Source organism: Winogradskyella thalassocola (assembly GCF_900099995.1).
GTDB lineage: Bacteria > Bacteroidota > Bacteroidia > Flavobacteriales > Flavobacteriaceae > Winogradskyella > Winogradskyella thalassocola.
Genome location: NZ_FNCZ01000004.1, coordinates 98,047 through 120,778, shown reverse-complemented (window position 1 = coordinate 120,778; position 22,732 = coordinate 98,047). Strand labels below are relative to the sequence as shown.

Sequence of the window (22,732 nt, the reverse complement as noted above, 5' to 3'; positions counted from 1 at the left end):
TTATTGGGTGTTTTTTATACTATAAACCTAATAGTAACCAAAAAAAGCAGTCATTTTAAAGACTGCTTTTTCAACTGTATTGTAATTAAATCTTAAACTTTATTAGCTGTTAAAGTAATTTTTAATTCAATTTCATTATTAATAAATTTATCACCTAAATTATCAAAAAATGATTTTGAACCATATTTAACATCCCATTTAGATCGGTCTATGGTAAACGTTTCACTAGTTAATGTCATAGTGTTTTCGTCATTAAAAGAAATTGCGACAGGGAAACTGATATTGTTTGTTGATTTTTTAATAGTTAAATTACCTGAAAGCATTGATTTTCCTTCACTAGTTTTCATTTCGGTAACTTCAAAAATTGCATTAGGAAAGGCATTAGAATCAAAGAAATCTTCACTCTTAAGATGATCTGTAAGTTTTGCATTACCTTTTTCTTCTAGCGGAATATCTTTAACTACGATACTAGCCATATCAATAATGAATTTTCCACCTTCAATAGATCCACCATTAATATTTAATTTTCCAGCAGTTAATCCAATTACGCCATTATGAGTACCTGTTGGTTTAAAACCTTTCCATTCTATTGTAGATTCATCTGTATTCACAGCGTAATGTATAGAATTAGATTTGGCAACTGCAGCATCTTTAGTTTCAGTCGTACTGGCTTCTTTAGCTTTCTCACCACAACTTGAAAATGTAACTATAGCAATTAGCGTAAAAAATTTTAAAAAATTTGATTTCATTTTAATGTCTTTTTATTTGAGTTGTTAGAAACAAAGATATAAAATACAGCGCTTAAAGTATGATAAAAAAATGTTAATGACATTTTGACATTTTTATAATAATGGCAGTACTTTTGCCAATATAATTGAAAGTTTAAAAGAACTCAAAATGAGTAAAAAAGATAAAAATAATAAGGTAGAAGATTCACAAGTAGAGGATCAGGCTACAACTACACTAGAAACTGAAGCTGAAACACAGCAGAAGGACTTAAGATCTCCTGAAGAACAGTTACAAGAGCAATTGGTTGCTGAGAAAGATAAATTCATGCGCTTGTTTGCAGAATTTGAAAACTATAAAAAACGAACAACCAAGGAGCGTATTGAATTGTTTAAAACAGCAAGTCAAGATGTAGTCGTGTCAATGTTGCCGATTCTAGATGATTTTGAACGCGCTTTGTCACATATCGAAGAGGATAAGGAAGCCGAAGAATTAAGAAAAGGAGTCTTGTTAATTTACAATAAATTGGTAAATACTTTAGAGCAAAAAGGGTTGTCTAAAATAGAAGTAAGACAAGGAGATCTTTTTAATGCAGATCACCATGAAGCAGTAACTCAGATTCCTGCACCAACCGATGATCTTAAAGGAAAAATCATTGATGTTGTGGAGCGTGGTTATAAACTAGGTGATAAAGTTATTCGTTTTCCAAAAGTGGTTATCGGACAATAATATTGAAATACGAATTTGCACATTTCTGCGAAAATCAAGAATAAATTAGTTGATGAAAGAAGATTATTACGAGATATTAGGAATAAGTAAAGGAGCATCTGATGCCGAAATAAAAAAGGCTTATCGTAAAATGGCATTAAAATATCATCCAGATAAAAATCCAGATGATTCAAGTGCTGAGGAGAAGTTTAAAAAGGCGGCGGAAGCATATGAAGTTTTAAGTAATGCTGACAAAAAAGCACGTTACGACCAATTTGGTCACCAAGCCTTTGATGGAAATGGTGGCTTTGGCGGAGGTGGCGGCATGAATATGGATGATATATTCAGTCAGTTTGGTGATATCTTTGGCGGAGGCTTTGGTGGCGGAGGCGGATTTAGTGGCTTTGGCGGAGGCGGAAGACAACAACGAGTTGTTAAAGGTAGTAACTTACGTATTCGTGTCACTTTATCATTAGAAGATGTCGCAAATGGTGTTGAGAAGAAGATTAAAGTAAAACGTAAAATACAAGCTCCAGGTACAACTTATAAAACCTGTAGTACGTGTAATGGTGCTGGTCAAGTTACCAGAGTTACCAATACTATTTTAGGTCGTATGCAAACGGCTTCGGCTTGTCCAACTTGTGGTGGAGCAGGACAAACAATTGATAAAAAACCAGATGATGCAGATGCACATGGTTTAAAAGTGTCTGATGAAACAGTTACCGTTAAAATACCAGCAGGTGTTGTAGATGGTATGCAACTTAAGGTTACTGGAAAAGGTAATGATGCGCCAGGAAATGGTATTGCAGGTGATTTATTAGTCGCGATTCAAGAAGAAGAGCATCCTACGTTAAAGCGTGAAGGTGATAATTTACATTACGATATGTATGTCAGTTTACCAGATGCGGTTTTAGGAAACTCTAAAGAAATAGATACGGTTACTGGTAAAGTGAGAATCAAAATTGAACCAGGAGTTCAGTCTGGTAAAATTTTAAGATTACGAGGTAAAGGTATTCCGAGTATCAATGGTTATGGTAAAGGTGATTTGTTGGTTCATGTAAATGTTTGGACACCAAAGACCTTAAGTAAAAAACAGAAAGCATTTTTTGAAAGTATGAAAGAAGATGAACATTTTGAACCTAAACCAGAAAGTTCGGATAAATCTTTTTTTGAAAAGGTAAAAGATATGTTTTCATAAAGGGTGCCTATTTAATAAAAATTAGTATATTTGAATTATCGCTAATTTAATTAGCGGTAATTTTTCTTTTTCATAGCAATTTTTTCCCATCCTTGTCTAACCATAAGGGTGGGTTTTGTTTTTTACAGCTATAATGTATTGATTCATAGCTTGGTTTAGTGGTTTCTTAGTCTAAGAACACCTTAAGTAAAAAGAATATTTTCATTCTAATTACCTTCTCAAACACCATGAGAAATCTTAAGATTCATTAAAATTTGGTATAATAATATTCTAACTTTTCAAGTAACTGATGGAAATATTTAAAATTTATACAAATAGTAACCTATTCTTATTTTAGAATCTATAACATTTAATATATTTACGTAATAACCACATCCTAAAAATTTAGTTTCATATGAATGACTTATTAGTTGCTAATTCCGTTTCAAAAAACTTCGGGAATTTTAAAGCACTAAATCAAGTATCTATTGCTGTACCAAAAGGTAGCATCTTTGGTTTACTTGGCCCAAACGGCGCAGGCAAAACCACATTGATTCGTATAATTAACCAAATCACCATGCCAGATGAAGGTGCTGTGCTATTAGATGGTCAGCCGCTAAAACCAGAGCACGTTAGAGATATTGGTTATTTACCGGAAGAACGTGGATTGTATAAATCTATGAAAGTGGGTGAGCAATGTTTGTATTTGGCACAGTTAAAAGGATTAACGAAAACTGAAGCGAAAGCAAGATTAAAATATTGGTTCGATAAATTAGAGATCGGAGATTGGTGGAATAAGAAAATACAAGAGTTAAGTAAAGGTCAAGCTCAAAAAATACAATTCATTGTAACGGTCCTTCACCAACCAAAATTGTTGATTTTTGACGAACCTTTTTCTGGTTTTGATCCTATTAATGCGAATTTAATTAAGGATGAAATTTTACAACTCAGAGACGAAGGAGCCACAGTAATTTTTTCAACTCACCGAATGGAATCTGTTGAGGAGTTATGTGACCATATCGCCTTAATTCATAAATCGAATAAAGTCTTAGACGGAAAATTAAACGATATAAAACGTCAGTTTAAAACCAACACTTTTGAAGTTGGATTAGAATCCTTAAATAGGGAAAAAGTATTTGCAGAAATTCAAGACAAATTTGAAGTGCTTCCGGCAACTTTTAAAAACTTGAATGATGATATTAAGTTGAATATAAAGCTAGGAGAACATGCATCACCAAATGATTTATTGTCATTTTTAACATCAAAAGCAGAAGTACATCATTTTGTTGAGGTGATACCTTCAGCCAGCGATATTTTTATTCAAACTGTAAAAAATAACTAAAAATGAATCATTTACCATTAATTATAAAACGCGAGTACTTTACAAAAGTGAAAAACAAATCATTTATTGTAATGACGTTTTTAAGTCCGTTAATAATGATTGCGCTTTTTGCAGTAGTTGCCTATTTATCGCAATTGAATAACGATAAGGAACGTACCATTTCTATTTTAGATGAAACAGGTTACTTAGAAGAAGTATTTCAAAATACAGAGTTTACAACATACACAAACTTAAACGGATTAAGCCTAAACGATGCCATTGCTTTAGTGAAAGAAAAAGAAGATTATGGATTATTATATATTGGTAAAGCAGGTTCTCTTGATGATGTTTCTGGTAATGTGAAATTTTATTCTGAAGAATCACCATCCTTAAGTGTCATCTCTGGTTTAGAGCAACAGATTGAAAAACGTCTAAAAGAAAAGAAACTTGAATTAGACGGAGTATCCTTAGCACAAATAGAGGCATCTCAAACAAATATCGAAATTGCACAAGAAAGTTTTGATGGCGAAAAGAGTTCTAAAATAGATAATGTTGTAAAACTTGCATTTGGTGGGGCTGCTGGTTATTTGCTATTTATGTTTATTGTTATTTATGGTAACATGATTATGCGTAGTGTTATAGAAGAAAAAACAAGCAGAATTATCGAAGTTATAATTTCATCTGTAAAACCTATTCAATTAATGATGGGGAAAATTATAGGGACGTCATTAGCTGGTATTACACAATTTGTAATTTGGGTTATTTTGGGAGGTGTTTTGTTGGTTGTTGTTTCTGCCATTTTTGGTATCGATCTAACACAAGTACAAACACCACAGCAAGAAATGGTGAACCAAGCTATGCAAGCAGATGGTTCGCAAGCGATGGCCGAAAATTTAATTGCAGCAATAAGTAACTTACCGTTAACTAATCTCGTTATAGCGTTTTTATTCTTCTTTATTGGAGGTTATTTACTGTATAGTTCACTTTATGCTGCCATTGGTGCAGCAGTAGATAATGAAACGGATACGCAACAATTTATGTTGCCAATTCTTATGCCATTAATTTTAGCAGTTTATGTCGGTGTATTTACGGTTATTGAAGATCCGCATGGTACTGTGTCAACAGTATTTTCGTTTATTCCATTTACGTCTCCTGTGGTTATGTTAATGCGGATTCCATTTGGCGTACCACTTTGGCAACAAGGTTTATCGTTATTACTTCTGATAGGGACATTTATTTTTGCAGTATGGTTTGCTGCTAAAATATATCGCGTTGGTATTTTAATGTATGGCAAAAAACCAACATATAAGGAACTTTTTAAATGGTTGAAATATTAAATAATGAACCAAGATTTAAGTGAGATAGAAGACAAAATAACTGAAAGTGGTGCTTGGCAGACCTTTCGAGATTTCCTAGGATTACACATTAATATAGGAGAGGATATTAGTATTTCAATTCTTGATATTCTAATTATTATCACAGTTATATTTGTTACAACTATTGTCTTAAGAATAGTTTTAAAGATCATCACAAGAAATGTACCTGAAGAAAATATTGGTAAATTTGGTGTTGTATATGGGTATTTTCGGTGGCTTGTTTATATCGTAATACTCTTAATAACGCTGCACAGCGTAGGTGTCAATGTAACTGCAGTTTTTGCAGCATCTGCCGCGCTTTTAATAGGTATTGGTTTAGCTTTGCAAACCTTATTTCAAGACATTATTTCTGGTGTGTTTATATTAATTGACCAGTCGTTACATGTTGGTGATATCATTGAGATTGAAGGTAAAGTTGGTCGTGTAGAGGAAATAAAATTACGAACAACCAGAGCAATAACCATTGATAATAAGGTCTTAATCATTCCTAATCATTTATATTTAGAAAACAGTTTGTATAACTGGACACAAAATGGAACCACAACTCGAGAAAATGTAGAGGTTGGTGTCGCCTATGGTAGTGATGTGCAATTAGTAAAAAGGTTGTTGCTTCAAGCAGCTAGCACAAATGAGAATGTCCTTTCAGAACCAGAGCCTGCTGTTATTTTCACAAATTTTGGAGACAGTTCTTTAGATTTTAAGGTGTCGTTTTCATTAATAGATAGTTTTAAAGCGCAGTTTCCTAAAAGCGAAATTAGGTTCGAAATAGATCGTCTTTTTAGAGAACATAATGTGTCCATTCCATTTCCGCAACGCGATATACACATTATTCAAAAATAAGAAGTTTAAGAATTTTCTTAAGTTTGGTTTAACTTTTGAATGCATTCTAAACGAAAATAATAACAAGATTAAAATAAAGTTATGCCAAAAATATTAATTATTGAAGATGAAGCTGCTATACGACGTGTATTAGTAAAAATACTTTCTGAAGAAAATAATACCTATCAAGTTGAAGAAGCAGAAGATGGTTTAGTTGGAATTGAAAAAATTAAAAAAGAGGATTACGATCTAGTGCTTTGTGATATTAAAATGCCAAAAATGGATGGTGTTGAAGTATTAGAAGCCGTAAAAAAAATAAAACCAGAAACACCTATGGTAATGATTTCTGGTCATGGAGATTTAGATACAGCTGTAAACACAATGCGTTTAGGTGCGTTTGACTATATTTCTAAACCGCCAGATTTAAATCGATTATTGAATACGGTTCGTATTGCTTTAGATAGAAAAGAACTTGTTGTTGAGAATAAAATGCTTAAGAAGAAAGTAAGCAAAAACTACGAGATGATTGGTGAGAGTGATGGAGTAGAGCGGATAAAAGATATGATTGATAAAGTAGCACCAACAGATGCTCGTGTATTAATTACAGGCCCTAATGGAACAGGGAAAGAGCTTGTAGCCCATTGGTTACATCAAAAAAGTGAGCGTTCTAAAGGGCCAATGATAGAAGTTAATTGTGCTGCAATTCCTTCAGAATTAATTGAAAGCGAATTATTTGGCCATGTAAAAGGAGCTTTTACATCTGCCGCAAAAGATAGAGCAGGTAAGTTTGAAGCGGCTAATGGAGGAACTATATTTTTGGATGAAATTGGAGATATGAGTTTGTCTGCTCAAGCTAAAGTTTTACGTGCCTTACAAGAAAGTCGTATTCAACGTGTTGGGAGTGATAAAGATATTAAGGTGAATGTTAGAGTAGTTGCAGCAACCAATAAAAATCTTAAAAAAGAAATTGAAGAGGGGAACTTTAGAGAAGATTTATACCACAGATTAGCTGTTATTTTAATAGAAGTTCCTTCTTTAAATGATAGGCGAGTAGATATTCCGCTTTTGATTAATTATTTTTCTGAAAAGATTTCTAATGAGCACGGAACTGCTCAGAAATCATTTTCAGATAAAGCCATTAAGTTACTTCAGAATTATGATTGGACAGGTAACATACGTGAATTGCGTAACGTGGTAGAACGCCTTATTATTTTAGGTGGAAATGAAGTAAGTGAAAGTGATGTGAAAGCTTTTGCTTCAAAATAAAACGTAGTTATTATGAAAGATATCAAGATAGACGATTTCAAAATATCATCTCAAATTAACATTAAAGATTTACCGACAACATTCGATTTAGGTGAGAGTGAAAAGAAGATAGAAAAGGAATTAAGAAAAGTTAGTCGCGATTTAGCAGACATCCAAAACCGAATGTATGCCCATGGTAAATATTCGGTCCTTTTTTGTATTCAGGGTATGGATACAGCGGGCAAGGATAGTTTGATTCGTGAGGTTTTTAAAGAGTTTAATGTTAGAGGTATTATTGCTCATAGTTTTAAAAAACCTACAGATTTAGAATTAAAACACGATTATCTATGGCGACATGTCAGAGCTTTACCAGCAAGAGGGAAGTTTGGTATTTTTAATAGAACACACTACGAAAATGTATTGGTTACGAGGGTACATCCAGAATATCTAATGTACGAGAATATTCCAAACGTAACATCGCTAGATGATGTTGATGACGCGTTTTGGGATAAACGATTCGGTCAAATTAATAACTTTGAAAAACATATTGCAGATAACGGTACCATCATTTTTAAATTCTTTCTGAATATTTCGAAAGAAGAGCAAAAGAATAGATTATTAAGACGTTTAAATAAGCCTAATAAGAATTGGAAATTCTCACCAGACGATTTAGATGAGCGTGAGCATTGGGATAATTACCAAACCTGTTATGAAGATGCGATTAATAAAACGTCTAAGCCTCATGCTCCTTGGTATAATCTTCCTGCAGACGATAAACCTACGGCGCGGTATATTGTAGCTAAGATTCTTTACGATACACTTAAAGACTATACCGATATTAAGGAACCAGAATTACCCGAAAGTCAAAAAGAGAATATTGATTCTTATAAGCATCAACTGGAAAATGAATAAGGTGAAAACTCTAATTATAAGGATTTTATTAATCTGTAATATCATAGTTCCAATGTTTAGTGACGCTCAAAATAACGATGAACTTCCGTATTATGAATTACCTGAAATTTCAGAAGAATTTACAGCAGGCACTATGGCTGCACGTATGATTGATGCCTTAGGATTTCGGTTTTATTGGGCCACAGACAGCTTAACTGAAAAAGATTTAGCTTTTAAAGCTAATGAAGAAGGTAGGTCTTCAGAAGAAACCATAAATCATATTTATAGTTTGTCTAAAACCATTGTTAATTCAACTTTAAAGCAACCTAATATTAGAGAAAACGAAGATTTGTCATTTGAAGAGTTGAGATCTAAAACATTACTCAATTTAAAAACAGCTGCAGATATTTTAAGAACAAGTGATGATATTTCGCAATACAAAATTATTTTTGGAGAACGCGAAATTTCGTTTTGGAACCAAGTTAATGGACCAATTGCAGACGCTATTTGGCACTGTGGACAATTATCGATTTACCGAAGAACTACTGGAAACCCTATAAATTCTAAAGTGAATTTTTTTACTGGGAAAGTGAAATCTTAATTTCATGACTAAAAAATCAATTTTCTCTATTGTAGTTTTACTTTGTTACTCTTCAATAGTGATGAGTCAAGGAGCCGTAGAGTTAATTTGTAGAATTTTAGATAGCAATGAAAAATTCCCAGTGTCTTATGCTACAATTCAGTTTGAAGGGGAATCAGCAGGTCTTGTGGCTAATGATGAGGGGAGTTTTAGACTGCCAGGTCATTTGGTACAAACCAATAAACGCATCATTATTTCATCTATAGGCTATGAAACGTTGGTGTTAAGTATTAATACTTTAGATTCTAAAAGTATTAACATCATCAATCTTATACCTAAAATTGAAAGTTTGGACGCTGTTTTAGTGACGTCAAAAAAAACAAATCGTAATACGACAGAGTCATCTGTAGAAATCATAAGAAAAGCTATTTCTAGTATACCAAAAAATTACCCAAATGAACCGCATTCTTATATCGGTTACTATAGGGATTACCAGGTTGTAAATGATAATTATTACAACTTAAATGAGGGTATTATAGAAAATTTTGATGCTGGTTTTAAAACCAATAAGTTTATGTATAAGGACAATCAAACAGCGATTTATTCATATAAACTTAATAAGGATTTTTATCAAGATACATTATTGCTCAATAGTATTTATGGTGAGTCTAAAATAATAGATGCAGATGATAATGCGAGATTAGGAACAACCATTAGGAATGAATTAGAAATTTTAAATATCCATAATCCGATTAGGAATTATGATAAATCAAGCTTTTCTTTTATTTACGTTTTAAAGGATAATTTTATTATGAATCATACTTTTGAGAGTCCTAAAGTGGTCTTTATGGGGGATGAACTTTTATATGAAATAAGCTTTTATTCTAAAGAAGGCATGCAGTCAAAATTTAAGGCGAAAGGAAAAATTTATATCTCTAAATCTACGTATGCAGTTAACAGACTAAATTATCATGTATTTGAAAACTCGGACTATAATACTGGTCGTTCGGGAAATGGTTATGGTTTTGGATTTAGTAGTAATAAAGCAGAAGAATCAAATACGCTATTCAAAATTAATATTGAATATAAGGATATAGGCGGGAAGATGTATCTGAGTTATATGACCTTTAATAATAGATTTATAATAAAAGAACCCAACCCTTTAAGTGTTGATGATTTTGAATTTGATCCTAATGATGAGGCTTTTTATATTACGTTTAATAAATCGATAGACAAAGCTTCTATTCAAAGTAAAAGTAGGTTTAAGCTCTTTTTTAAAGAGAAAAAGCTGATGGTAAAACATATAGAGTTAGTTAAAAATAACGTTGTTAGGATAGACGTTTTAGATTGGTCAGCTGGGACTGCTCTAAATATAGCCGACGTGACTTCAGAAGATTTTTCTTATAAATTGAAAAAAATTAAGGATGTTTCTGGTGTTACTATTTACAAGGAATCAAAACTATTAGGGTTTCAGTTTAGAGAATTTTTTACTCAAGAAATTTTCACAGACAAATCACTAAATCCAGATTTATTATTAGTCAATAAATCCATGCCATTGTCCACTAGTTTGTTGAATAATAAAACTGTGGATTTCAATAAATATTGGGTTAATTCTCCTTTAAAGGAAACCTCAGAGGCTAAGCGTTAGTTATTCTGTTTCTTCATTCGTGTCGTCTTTTTTCATTTTAATGTATTTAGATACCAACCGGACTCCTAATCTTGCGAAAAGGATTACGGCAAATACCATTACTATATCTAAACCTGTCATATTTTATATTAATTGCCTGTTGCGGGTCTTGGGAACTTAGGTGCTTTAACGTCTGTTTTAATACCTAATTGCTTCATTAATTCTTCGATGGCTTTTTCAAGCTGAGGATCATTTCCATTGGACAATGCTTTTGCATCTTGTCTAACTTCAATATCTGGTGCCACTCCTTCGTTCTCGGCAATCCATTTATTATTTATAGGATCAAACACTGCATTGTCTGGCGAAGTTAATGAACCACCATCGATTAAAGCATAATGTGTTGAAGATTTAACTAAACCTCCCCAAGTTGTCATACCAATTAATTTACCAACATTCTGCTGTCTAAATACCCATGGGAAGAAATCTCCACCAGAACCCGCAAGTTCATTAATTAATAACACTTTCGGACCTAATATACCTGCAGGAAGTGTTAACGGTTTACCATTTGGCACTTCATTGGTTAAACCAGCTCTTAAGCTACGTGTCATTAAATCTACCATATAATCATCTAATAAACCACCACCATTAAAACGTTCATCAATAACAGCACCTTCTTTATCTTGTTGCGCAAAGTAATATCTATTGAAAGAGACAAAACCAGGACCTCCGGTATTCGGAACCCAAATATATCCTATACGACCGTTTGATAATTTGTCTACTAATCTGCGATTGTCCTCAACCCATGTGCGTTGTCTTAACGAGTTTTCATTAGAAATAGGTTCAACAATTTCTTTCCAGTTGCCTTTAAATTCTGGTTTGTCATTAATATGAAGAATAGTTTGTTTCCCTGAAGCACCATCTAAATATTTATAAAAATTGTCATTGGCTTTTATTTCTTTTCCATTGATACCTACAATATATTGACCTTCTTTTATGTTTAATCCAGGGGCGTCTAAAGGACCTGTTAAACCTGGATTCCAACTTTCAGTAGTGAAAATACGATCGATTTTCCAATGGTTTTTGTCGGTACTCATATCAGCACCTAATAGGCCTGTTGTAGATCTTTCAATATCTGGATAATCGCCTCCTCTAACAAAACTATGACCAACGGATAATTCACCATTCACTTGATCTAAAATGTAATATAAATCGGCACGATGCTTTATAAACGGAACCAATGGTGCGTATCGTTTGTAAACAACATTCCAATCACGACCATGCATATTTGGATCGTAAAAATAGTCGCGTTCATATCTCCAAGCTTCTTCAAACATTTGTTCCCATTCTGCGGCACGATCTAAATTCATTTGTAAATTAACTTTAAGGCGTTTGCCACCTTTTGCATCTCCACCTTTGGTACTAATCACTTGCCAATCACCATTAATCTGAGCTAACATATGTTCGCCATTTGTGGTAACCGAAACCGAACGCACACCAGATGCAAATTCTTTGTTTTCTTGTTTTTCAAGATCAAATTTGTGAAGTAGTGCGCCTCTATCATTTGGCACATATTCTGAGATAAATAGAGATCCTTTTTGACCAGCAATGATATACCCATAATTTCTTGAAGGTATCGGTAATGCTAGTGTACGGCGACCAATATTTTCAAAATCGATGTGCATTATTTTATTGTCATCTTCCTTTTTTTCTTTAGAATCTTTATCGTCTTTTTTATCATTAGGTTTCTCCTCATCTTCTTTTTTGATGTCTTCTTCATCACTTTTCGGTTTAAAAGGGGAATCATCATTAGCATCTAAATTAATAACATAAGCAGTGTAGGCAGGATTTGCTGTCATAGAACTGGTATTCGCCCAACCCGATCCAAGTGCAACATCGGTACTTGCTAAAAAGTAAAGTTGTTTCTTGTTTAAATCCCATGCCGGAGAAAAAGAATCTGCAAAAGCATCTGTAATTGGTTTAGTCGTATCTTTCTCGATAGAGTAGATGTAAATTTGTCTAAAGTTATTGGAAGCCGATTTTTGATAGGCAATCCAATTACTATCTGGTGACCACTTTAATTCAATACTATTACGTTCTAAGTTGGTTCCACCAATATCAATGGTTTTTACTTTTTTCGTTTCTAAGTTTACAAAACGTAAACGTACATCATCATCAACAAAGGCAATATGTTTTCCGTCTGGAGACCATGTCGGGTTCCAAGCTAGTTTAGATTCTCCAATAGAAATCGTTTCAGGTTTTGATAACCCATCCTGATCAGAAATCATTAACGCATAATTTTTTCTATCGGCATCAGAAAACCAAGCGATTTTATCACCTTTTGGAGACCAAATTGGTCGTCTGTCTGCGGTGCCAGAACTTTCAGTAATATTTCTAGAATCACCAAATTCTACAGGAATTGTAAAGATATCTCCACGAGATTGCATAATGGCACGTTTACCATTAGGAGATAAAGATGCTGAACGGGTGGAATTAGAAACATCTTCCCATTTGGTTTCTGACCAAGGAAAATCACCAACAACAGTAATTGATAATTGGGTGTGCTTGCCTGTTGAAATGTTCATGGTATGTATAAAACCATCGCGTTCATAAATCAAAGTATCATCATTACCACTTAGCCATTTCACATCAGAACCTTTAAAAGTTGTAATTTGTTGAATTGATTTTGTCTTCGGATTGAAAGACCAAATATTCGCTACTAAATCGCGATCAGACAGGAAATAAATGCTTTCACCTAACCACATCGGTTGTATATCGGTGGTTTTTTCATTAGGAAGTAAAACTTCATTCTGCGTTTTTAAATCCAATATAATAAGTGGTGTATTTTGTCCTCCTCTGTAGACGCGCCATTCTTCATCCCAACGATCCATTTTGTCTAAAATCAATTGCGTTCCGTCTGGTGAATAAGAGCCATCATTACTCCATTGTTTTGTTAAGAGTTGCGGTGCTCCGCCTTCAACCGAAATCGTGTAAAGTCTGTTATATGGTCGTGGTGCTGTTTCTCTGTTACTCGCAAATAAGATATGCTTTCCATCATTTGTCCAACCTCTAACTACAGAGCCGCTAGGATGCCATGTTAAGCGTTTTGGCTCTCCTCCATTTTTAGAAACTACATAAACGTTTTCTGTTCCAGCTCTGTCAGAACTAAATGCAATCCAATTGCCATCAGGTGAAAAGTAAGGATGAGATTCCACGGCAGCAGTAGAAGTGATGCGCTTAGAGTCGCTAGAGTTTAATGCAGAAACCCAAATATCGCTTCCGTATGTATAAGTAATATGAGTCGCACTTATATCTGGTGACCGGAGTAATCTTGTGCCTTGTGCAAATGATAAAATGCTGGTGAATAGAAATACTACAGTAAGAATTGGAGTTTGATGCTGCGTTTTAAATTTTAACGTCATGAGAGAGGGTTGGTTAAATTAATTATGATGAAGTTATAAAGTTACTAATAACTTAGTTACCATTATTAAAATTTAATAAATTCCAAAGACCATCTATCTAAGACTTACCATATTCTTCTTTGTAAATTCTGACTAAAGCCATGAAAATACTGATTAATAAGGGGCCGAAAATTAACCCTATAAACCCGAATAATGGCACACCGACAATAACACCAATCAACGTGATTAAAGGATGGACATCATCTAATTTCTTTAAGACGTATAGTCTGATAATATTATCGGTTAAACCTACCACAACAACACCATATATTAAAATTCCCCATGCCTGAAATGAATTTCCAGCGGATAAGGACAATATAAATACAGGTATGATTCCTATAAAGGTTCCAATGAATGGAATCATGGACCCTATGGTAACAATAACAAACCAAAAGAACGGTTCTTCAATACCAAAAATTAGAAAACCAATCAGAGCGATAATACCTTGAGCCAAAGCAACTAGTGGAATACCAATAGCATTAGATTTTACCATGGCTTGTACTTCTTTACCTATTTCGTTAACATTATCTGTGTTTAAAGGCAGATAATCACGTAAGGATTGTCTTAATTCCTTTCTGTTTGTTAACATGAAAAATAGCATGAAGTACATCAGTCCTATGGCTATAAGTAAGTTAAAGGTGTTACCAGCCATGCTTTGTAAACTTTCAGAAAGCCATGTGGTTATCCCTTGCGTATCAATTTGAGAGTTGACATCAAATCCAGTTTCAAATTTTATTTTGCTAACCTGATCTTTAAAAGCATCAATAACTTTTTCACTATTGCCAGCCACATCAGAAATTTTATTTCCTAACATTATTCCAAAGCCAGTAAGTGGCACCATTATAACAACAAACGACCCTAACATTAAGGTCATTGCAGCCAATGTAGGTTTCCAAGAATACTGATTCACCAACTTTTTCATTGGTTTCCGTAACAGTATATAGAATGTAATTGCTCCTAAAACACCACTTAAATAGGGTAGCATTTCACGAAAAATCAAACTACCAAATAGTAAGATTAAAAGTAAAACAAAGATTTGACGAATTATTTTAGGAGGAATTTGATTCATTTAGAAACAGTTTAAAAGTCCTTCAAAGATAACAGCGAGTCGATGGGAAACGTACCCTAAATAAATAAATAATTAACTCAATTAATGAGCCCTATAAAACGATCTCTACTTGGTTATTTAGGATGTCATCAAAAGTTTCACGTTTTCTTATTAAATGCGCCTTCCCCTTGTAAAGTAATACTTCTGCTGGTCTGTAGCGCGAGTTGTAGTTGCTGGCCATAGAATAACAATAAGCACCTGCATTTTTAAAACATAGAATGTCGTTTTCGTTGATTTCAGAAATGCGTCTGTTATTTGCAAACGTATCCGTTTCACAAATATAACCCACTACAGAATAAAAACGTTCGCGTCCTTTTGGATTTGAAATGTTTAGAATATCATGTTGCGAACCGTAAAGCATTGGTCGAATTAAATGGTTAAAACCAGAATCAATCTGCGCAAAAACAGTTGAGGTGGTTTGTTTCACCACATTGACTTTAGCTAAAAACACACCAGCTTCACTAACGAGAAATTTACCAGGTTCAAAGGCTAAGGTTAAATCTTTACCATATTCTTTGCAGAATTCGTTGAAACGTTGTGATAATTTCTCTCCTAATTCTTCAATATTGGTTTCAATATCTCCTTTTTTATAAGGTACTTTAAATCCGGAACCGAAATCTATAAATTGAAGCGTTTTGAAGTTTTTAGCTGTATCAAATAAAATTTCACTAGCATATAAAAAGACATCAATATCTAAAATATCACTTCCTGTATGCATATGAATACCGTTGATATTCATATTGGTGTTTTCTACAATGCGGAGTAATAGAGGAATCTGATGAATTGAAATTCCGAATTTACTATCAATATGTCCAACAGAAATATTGGTGTTTCCACCAGCCATTACATGTGGATTTATTCGGATACAAACAGGAACTTTAGGATGCTTCGTTCCAAATTGTTCTAAGATTGAAAGGTTATCAATGTTAATCTGTACACCTAATTTAGCAGCTTCTTCAATCTCTTCAAGAGATACACCATTAGGAGTGAAAATAATATCTTCTGGTTTAAATCCGGCTTTTAAACCTAATCGTAATTCTTGAATGGAAACTGTATCAATTCCTGAGCCCAACTTGTTAAATAATCGTAACACAGAAATATTCGACAATGCTTTAACGGCATAATTAAGCTTCAGATTTTTTACCTTACTAAATGCTTTTGTTAATCGCTTGTATTGAAATTCAATTTTTTCAGCGTCATAAACATAAACAGGACTTCCAAAATCCTTTGCAATTTGTAATAAGGTACTATCTTTCATTCTTTCTTTGTCTTTAAGTGAGATGGCGAAAATATATGTAATCCATATAATAAACATAAAAATGACAAAAAATGGTTATTTTTACACAAAATGTTAAATAGTTAACAAATTGAAACACGTATTTAAAAGTTGAATATTTTATTTAAGTAATATTGAAGCTTTTAAATGCGAGAACGAAGTGGTTCCACACGTTCTTAATTTTATAATTATTTTTCTTTAGAATTATCAAAATTTAAACGTGTGAAAACTATTGCCTCCTGTGTTCAAGATATTATTGTGGCTAGTCCCTTCTTAGAAGAAGGCTTATCTAGAGAAATTATAAATTTTTCTGCTTTAGCTAAAGAGTTGAATGCACCGATTTCTAAAATGTTACGGAAGCCTATAAAAGATGGAGCTATTATGATGGCTTTACGTCGTTATCAACAACCGTTAAATCTAGAAAATTCAAAAAGTTTAAAGAAGACCTTTAATGAATTAGGCGATATTACGGTACGCTCTAATCTAAGTGATTTTACCTTTCAGAATTCAAAAACCTTAATACATAGTCATTCTCAAGTTTTAGAGAAAATTAGTGAAAATCATCAAACGTTTTATGCCTTTACGCGTGGCATGTTTGAAAGTAATATAATAATATCCACTTCTGAAAAAGAGAGTGTTCTCAAAGCATTCAAAAAAGAAAATCAAATAGGATTACAAGAAAAACTGTCTGCCATTAGTATTTATTTGCCCAAAGGGAATTCTAAGATAGTGGGGCTGTATTATCAAATTTTTAAGCGTTTAGCATGGGAAAATATTACCTTATATGAAGTGGTTTCGACGACTAACGAGTTTACCATTGTAGTTGAGGACCATTTAGTTGATAAGGCATTTTCAGCTATAAAGCGTTTAATTGATTAAACGTTCTAGAACGTGTGTTGAAAAGCGTTAAATCAATTTTAAAAACTATTGGTAAAAACTATTAGTATGCTTACTTTTGTCAGACCATTAAATTTCTGATCAAAAATGAATTTACACGAATATCAAGGAAAAGAATTATTAAGCAGTTTTGGAGTACGTATTCAACGTGGTATTGTAGCCCAAAGTGCTAAAGAAGCTGTTGATGCAGCAAAGCAATTAACGGCTGAAACTGGTACAAGTTGGCATGTTATAAAAGCACAGGTTCATGCAGGTGGACGTGGAAAAGGTGGAGGCGTAAAATTGGCTAAGAACCTTAAAGAAGTTGAAGAAATTGCAGGACAAATCATAGGAATGGATTTGGTAACACCTCAAACTTCAGCGGAAGGAAAACGTGTTCATCAAGTTTTAGTTGCGGAAGATGTTTACTATCCTGGCGAAAATGAGCCAAACGAATATTACATGTCTGTTTTATTAAATCGTGCTACAGGAAGAAACATGATTGTATATTCTACAGAAGGTGGAATGGATATTGAAACGGTTGCTGAAGAAACTCCAGAATTAATACATAATGAAGAAATTGATCCTGCTACAGGGATTTTACCTTTTCAAGCGCGTCGCATTGCTTTTAACTTAGGTTTATCTGGAACGGCTTTTAAAGAAATGACAAAATTTGTTACGGCTTTATATACTGCTTACGATAAATCTGATGCCTCTTTATTTGAAATCAATCCTGTTTTAAAAACAAGTGATGATAAAATAATGGCTGTTGATGCTAAAGTAACTTTAGATGCTAACGCATTATACAGACACAGAGATTTAGCGCAATTACGTGACTTACGTGAAGAAAACCAGATTGAAGTTGAAGCAGGAGCTTTAGGTTTAAACTATGTGGACTTAGACGGAAACGTTGGTTGTATGGTAAATGGTGCTGGTTTAGCAATGGCAACCATGGATTTAATTAAGCAAGCAGGTGGTGAGCCAGCTAACTTTTTAGATGTTGGTGGTACTGCAGATGCAGCTAGAGTAGAAGCAGCATTCAAAATCATATTAAAAGATCCTGCTGTAAAAGCGATCTTAATCAATATTTTTGGTGGAATTGTAAGATGTGATCGTGTTGCACAAGGTGTCATTGATGCGTATAAAAACATGGGTAACATTACAGTGCCGATCATTGTACGTTTACAAGGAACAAATGCAGACATCGCAAAAGAATTAATTGATAATTCTGGTTTAGATGTAATGAGTGCAACTGAATTCCAAGAAGCAGCTGATAAGGTGCAAGATGTATTAAATAAATAAGTATCCGATAAGGTTTTAAAAGCCTGATAGGTATTATTACATATAAAAAAAGAGCAACATTTAATGTTGCTCTTTTTTTGTCTCTATAATTATAGAATTTAATCTTTCTTCTTTTCCTCTTTCTTTTTCTCTCCTTTTTTAGGCATTGGTCCACGTAAATGAATAATCAAACCATTCAAGAAGTTTCTTAGAACTTGATCACCACATTCCATGTATTTCGGATGCTCTTCGTTTCGGAACATCGCATTCAGTTCACTTTTAGAAATTCTAAAATCTACTAATTCTAAGATTTTTACGATATCATCGTCTCTTAGTTTGTGCGCTACTCTTAGTTTTTTAAATATGTCGTTGTTTGTCATAATACGTTGTTTGTCTTTAATTGTTGGATGTTAGATAGTGATACGCCTCTCCAAAATGAGTCGCCCAAAGTTTTTCATTGTGTTGTCCACCTTCAATATGATGGCTTTCAAATTGCGATTTATGAACACCTTTAGATTGAAGTAATTTAATCATTTCTTCTAACTTCGGAATCATGGTTTCACCTTCATTGGTACCAGCTAAAAAATAAAACTTTGAAGTTTCTGGAATTTTAGTGTTTTCTACTAAATCAAAAATCTCAGGATTTATCCAAAAGGCAGGGGAGAAGACTCCAGCTTTACCAAATGTTTCAGGATATTTTATTACGGCATAAAACGATATTAAACCACCTAACGACGAACCAAAAATAGTGGTGTGTTCTGCGTCTGATTTAGTTCTATAAGTCTTATCAATGTGCGGTTTTAATGTGTTCTTTATAAAACTTAAATAGGCATCCCCTTGTCCTCCTCCATGTTTTTCATGCTCATATGGTGTGAGTTCATCAGTGCGTTTGGCGTTGCCGTGTTCTATTCCAATAATTATACTTTCGTTATCCGTTAATGTATCCATATATTCATCAACTTCCCATTCTCCAACAAAGGATGTTTCTGCATCAAATAAGTTTTGTGCATCATGCATATAAATGACAGAATATGACTTTTCAGAATTTTTATAATTTGTAGGTAAATACACCCAAATAGTTTTTACAGAATCTAGTTGAGGAGCTGCTATCGTAAATTTTGTAATATGTTGTGAAGCAGTGCTTTGTGCTGTAATTTGGGTTGCTATAAATGCTAGAATTAGCAAGTATAAATACTTCAATTTCATTATTTTAATGATGTTTTAGTGTGACAAAAGTTTAAAAAAATCGACCAAGTACATTTAATTTTTCGACAAGATACATTATATCAACGACAATAAAATAAACTACCTCTGTAACTTTACACTATTAAATTAATCCCCGTATAGTCATGATTAATCGTGTTGAAAAATTGAGTTTACTTTCTGAGATGATTGCATTCGCTCAAACAGATGAAAATATAAGATCTATTGAATATAAATTTTTATATAGTATTGCTAAGCAATTGGAGATTTCAAAAGAAGATTTTAAATACCTCTTTGAACATCCTGTAACTTATGTGCATTTAAAATCGCATAGCGAACGCATTGTTCAGTTTCACCGATTAATATTGCTTATGAATCTCGATCATAAAGTAGCGCCAAAACAATTGGTTAAAATTCACAACTTTGGATTACGAATGGGATTAAGTCATGAATCAATTAACAGAGTTCTTGATTTAATGGATAGTTTTCCTAATAAAATTGTACCACCAGATTTCTTGATTGATATTTTTAAGGTGCAGTATAACTAGTCTTCAGTATCTAGTCTTCAGTTTGCAGTCTCAATGGTAATTTTAAAAAGCTATCCTATTTGAATATAGGCTTAATTTTTAGAACAATCTCTCTGTGAATCTTTGTGCCTTCTCTGTGTAACTTCGTGTAATAGTTTTCAGTTTTAGTCTCAGTCTCAGTTTTTAATCTTGAAATTTAATTATTGCGTTTCGGAATTTTTCCTCTTTCGCAACTTTTTGTAAAATCTTCCAACCTTCCGTCAATTTTTTTTTAGTTTCACACTTCACACTTCACACTTCACACTTCACACTTCACACTTCACACTTCACACTTCACACTTCACACTTCACACTTCACACTTCACACTTCACACTTCACACTTTGTACTGACCACTGACTACTGACCACCGTTTCACACCTTCAACTTCTCTAACTTACTCTGATAAGCAGTTATCTCATCTCTAAAACGTGCAGCTTCTAAAAAGTCTAATGCTTTTGCAGCTTGTTCCATAAGTTTACGACGTTCTCTAATTTTCTTTTCTAATTCCCCTTTATTTAAATAATCACTTTCTGGTTCAGCTGCTATTTGTGCATCCAATTCTGTTCTGTATGTACTCACTGAATTTTGAGTTAAAGCACTATTTAAACTCTTATTTAAAGCTTTAGGAACAAGATTATGTTTGGTGTTATAGGCGATTTGTTTTTCACGACGATATTCCGTTTCGTCCATTGTTTTTTGCATACTTTTTGTGATTTTATCAGCATACATAATCGCTTTCCCATTTAAGTTTCTTGCCGCTCTACCAACGGTTTGCGTTAAAGAACGTGCGGACCTTAAAAAACCTTCCTTGTCAGCATCTAAAATAGCAACTAGCGATACTTCAGGTAAATCTAAACCTTCACGTAGTAAGTTGACACCTACCAAAACATCAAAGACACCTTTTCGTAAATCTTGCATTATTTCTACACGTTCCAAAGTATCTACATCACTATGAATATATCGGGTACGAATTGAAATTCTGGTTAAATATTTTGTCAATTCTTCCGCCATTCGTTTAGTCAATGTGGTTACTAAAGTCCGTTCGTCTTTTTCAACACGATTTTGAATTTCTTCAATTAAATCATCAATCTGATTTAGACTTGGTCTGACTTCAATAATAGGATCTAATAATCCTGTTGGTCGAATGACTTGTTCAACATAAACTCCATCTGTTTTTTGCATTTCGTAATCTGCTGGAGTGGCAGAAACATAGATCACTTGATTTTGAAGCGCTTCAAATTCTTCAAACTTCAAAGGTCTATTGTCCATGGCGGCTGGCAATCGGAAACCATAATCAACTAAGTTGACTTTTCTACTTCGGTCACCTCCGTACATGGCATGGACTTGTGAAATGGTCACGTGACTTTCATCAACCACCATTAAAAAATCATCCGGAAAATAATCGAGCAAACAGAATGGTCGCGTTCCTGGTAATCGTCCGTCTAAATATCGAGAATAATTCTCAATACCTGAACAATACCCTAATTCCCGAATCATTTCTAGATCGAATTCTGTACGTTCTTTAAGGCGTTTGGCTTCAAGATGTTTACCTATGTCTTTAAAGTAATCGTATTGTTTTACTAAATCGTCTTGTATGTCTTTTATCGCGCCGTTTAGCACATCAGGAGATGTTACGAACATGTTTGCAGGATAGATATTTAAGCGATCATAACGTTCTATAATCTCATTAGACCTTGCATCAAACGCTTCAATTTCTTCAATTTCATCACCAAAAAAGTGAATTCTAAAGGCATGATCCGCATAACCAGGAAATACATCTACTGTATCACCTTTTATTCTAAAGTTTCCGTTTTTAAATTCAGATTCTGTTCTAGAATATAAACTTTGAACCAGTTGATGTAATAATTTAGTACGAGAAATAACTTGATCACGCTCTATCGAAATCACATTCTTTTGAAATTCTACAGGATTCCCAATACCATATAAACAAGATACGGAGGCAATGACAATCACATCACGACGACCAGAGAGAAGGGAAGACGTGGTGCTTAAACGCATCTTCTCAATTTCCTCATTGATAGATAAATCTTTTTCTATATATACACCAGACGTAGGAATGTAGGCTTCGGGTTGGTAATAGTCGTAGTAGGACACAAAATACTCAACAGCATTTTCAGGAAAAAACTGTTTGAATTCGGAGTAGAGTTGTGCAGCCAAAGTTTTGTTATGTGCCAAAACCAAAGTTGGTCGTTGCAATTCTTCAATAACGTTGGCAACTGTAAAGGTTTTACCAGAACCAGTAACACCCAAAAGCGTTTGGTATTTTTCTTTTCCTTCAATACCAGCAGCTAATTTTTTTATAGCTTGTGGCTGATCACCAGTAGGTTTAAATTCGGACTCAATTTTAAATCGCATACTGCAAAGTTACAATAAAGCACTTATAATTTAATTGCGAAGTGCGTTACAATTGCGTTAAAATAAAAAGAACTTCAAGATCTAAAATCTGAAGTCCTTTTTAAAGATTGTGCAAT

The 22,732-nt window shown here is 33.6% G+C and carries 19 protein-coding genes; 12 read left to right on the top strand and 7 right to left on the bottom strand.

Annotated elements, in window-relative coordinates:
• Window positions 1–92 precede the first annotated feature (92 nt).
• Entirely contained in the window at window positions 93–749 is a 657-nt protein-coding gene (locus tag BLT80_RS11645; protein WP_092468159.1) for a YceI family protein, read from the bottom strand.
• A 148-nt stretch (window positions 750–897) separates the two neighbouring features.
• On the opposite strand from BLT80_RS11645, the gene BLT80_RS11640 reads away from it, so the two are divergent.
• From BLT80_RS11640 to BLT80_RS11600, 9 genes are all read left to right on the top strand, one after another.
• Window positions 898–1,455 carry a nucleotide exchange factor GrpE gene (locus BLT80_RS11640; RefSeq protein WP_092468157.1) on the top strand — a complete coding sequence of 186 codons (558 nt, stop codon included), beginning with the start codon at window positions 898–900 and terminating at the stop codon, window positions 1,453–1,455.
• 52 nt (window positions 1,456–1,507) lie between these two features.
• Window positions 1,508–2,632, top strand: a complete 1,125-nt coding sequence (gene dnaJ / locus BLT80_RS11635) for a molecular chaperone DnaJ (protein ID WP_092468155.1) — start codon at window positions 1,508–1,510, stop codon at window positions 2,630–2,632.
• Window positions 2,633–3,026: 394 nt separating this feature from the next.
• On the top strand, window positions 3,027–3,953 hold the full coding sequence (locus BLT80_RS11630) for an ABC transporter ATP-binding protein (RefSeq protein WP_092468153.1): 927 nt from the start codon (window positions 3,027–3,029) through the stop codon (window positions 3,951–3,953).
• 2 nt (window positions 3,954–3,955) lie between these two features.
• Complete coding sequence (locus BLT80_RS11625) at window positions 3,956–5,269, top strand: ABC transporter permease (protein WP_092468150.1); 1,314 nt, start codon at window positions 3,956–3,958, stop codon at window positions 5,267–5,269.
• 3 nt (window positions 5,270–5,272) lie between these two features.
• Window positions 5,273–6,148 (top strand): mechanosensitive ion channel family protein, encoded by an 876-nt coding sequence (locus tag BLT80_RS11620; RefSeq protein ID WP_092468148.1) that lies wholly within the window; start codon window positions 5,273–5,275, stop codon window positions 6,146–6,148.
• Between the two features lie 81 nt (window positions 6,149–6,229).
• Window positions 6,230–7,393: a sigma-54-dependent transcriptional regulator gene (locus BLT80_RS11615; protein WP_092468146.1), complete on the top strand. Its 1,164-nt coding sequence runs from the start codon at window positions 6,230–6,232 to the stop codon at window positions 7,391–7,393.
• 12 nt (window positions 7,394–7,405) lie between these two features.
• Window positions 7,406–8,284 carry a PPK2 family polyphosphate kinase gene (locus BLT80_RS11610; RefSeq protein WP_092468144.1) on the top strand — a complete coding sequence of 293 codons (879 nt, stop codon included), beginning with the start codon at window positions 7,406–7,408 and terminating at the stop codon, window positions 8,282–8,284.
• A gap of 1 nt (window position 8,285) precedes the next feature.
• Entirely contained in the window at window positions 8,286–8,864 is a 579-nt protein-coding gene (locus tag BLT80_RS11605) for a hypothetical protein (RefSeq protein ID WP_217630757.1), read from the top strand.
• 4 nt (window positions 8,865–8,868) lie between these two features.
• Entirely contained in the window at window positions 8,869–10,491 is a 1,623-nt protein-coding gene (locus BLT80_RS11600) for a carboxypeptidase-like regulatory domain-containing protein (protein ID WP_092468142.1), read from the top strand.
• A 128-nt stretch (window positions 10,492–10,619) separates the two neighbouring features.
• On the opposite strand, the gene BLT80_RS11595 is transcribed toward BLT80_RS11600, so the two are convergent.
• From BLT80_RS11595 to lysA, 3 genes are all read right to left on the bottom strand, one after another.
• Window positions 10,620–13,889: a S41 family peptidase gene (locus BLT80_RS11595; RefSeq protein WP_092468140.1), complete on the bottom strand. Its 3,270-nt coding sequence runs from the start codon at window positions 13,887–13,889 to the stop codon at window positions 10,620–10,622.
• 97 nt (window positions 13,890–13,986) lie between these two features.
• Window positions 13,987–14,997 (bottom strand): AI-2E family transporter, encoded by a 1,011-nt coding sequence (locus BLT80_RS11590; protein ID WP_092468138.1) that lies wholly within the window; start codon window positions 14,995–14,997, stop codon window positions 13,987–13,989.
• Window positions 14,998–15,088: 91 nt separating this feature from the next.
• A complete protein-coding gene (lysA, locus tag BLT80_RS11585; protein ID WP_092468502.1) occupies window positions 15,089–16,294 on the bottom strand; it encodes a diaminopimelate decarboxylase in 1,206 nt (401 codons plus the stop codon).
• Window positions 16,295–16,534: 240 nt separating this feature from the next.
• Here lysA and BLT80_RS11580 point away from each other — a divergent pair, with 240 nt between their 5' ends.
• Together BLT80_RS11580 and sucC are read left to right on the top strand one after the other, a co-directional pair.
• Window positions 16,535–17,191 (top strand): hypothetical protein, encoded by a 657-nt coding sequence (locus BLT80_RS11580; RefSeq protein ID WP_092468136.1) that lies wholly within the window; start codon window positions 16,535–16,537, stop codon window positions 17,189–17,191.
• Between the two features lie 105 nt (window positions 17,192–17,296).
• Entirely contained in the window at window positions 17,297–18,490 is a 1,194-nt protein-coding gene (sucC, locus tag BLT80_RS11575) for an ADP-forming succinate--CoA ligase subunit beta (RefSeq protein ID WP_092468134.1), read from the top strand.
• Between the two features lie 98 nt (window positions 18,491–18,588).
• Here the strand turns inward: sucC and BLT80_RS11570 are convergent, their stop codons facing one another.
• Together BLT80_RS11570 and BLT80_RS11565 are read right to left on the bottom strand one after the other, a co-directional pair.
• The gene (locus tag BLT80_RS11570) at window positions 18,589–18,849 is read right to left on the bottom strand and encodes a DUF1456 family protein (RefSeq protein ID WP_092468132.1); all 261 of its coding nucleotides are present in this window, start codon (window positions 18,847–18,849) and stop codon (window positions 18,589–18,591) included.
• A gap of 16 nt (window positions 18,850–18,865) precedes the next feature.
• Window positions 18,866–19,675 (bottom strand): alpha/beta hydrolase, encoded by an 810-nt coding sequence (locus tag BLT80_RS11565; RefSeq protein WP_092468130.1) that lies wholly within the window; start codon window positions 19,673–19,675, stop codon window positions 18,866–18,868.
• 143 nt (window positions 19,676–19,818) lie between these two features.
• Here BLT80_RS11565 and BLT80_RS11560 point away from each other — a divergent pair, with 143 nt between their 5' ends.
• Window positions 19,819–20,220, top strand: a complete 402-nt coding sequence (locus BLT80_RS11560; RefSeq protein WP_092468128.1) for a hypothetical protein — start codon at window positions 19,819–19,821, stop codon at window positions 20,218–20,220.
• Between the two features lie 392 nt (window positions 20,221–20,612).
• On the opposite strand, the gene uvrB is transcribed toward BLT80_RS11560, so the two are convergent.
• Entirely contained in the window at window positions 20,613–22,616 is a 2,004-nt protein-coding gene (gene uvrB, locus BLT80_RS11555; RefSeq protein WP_092468126.1) for an excinuclease ABC subunit UvrB, read from the bottom strand.
• Window positions 22,617–22,732: the final 116 nt, after the last annotated feature.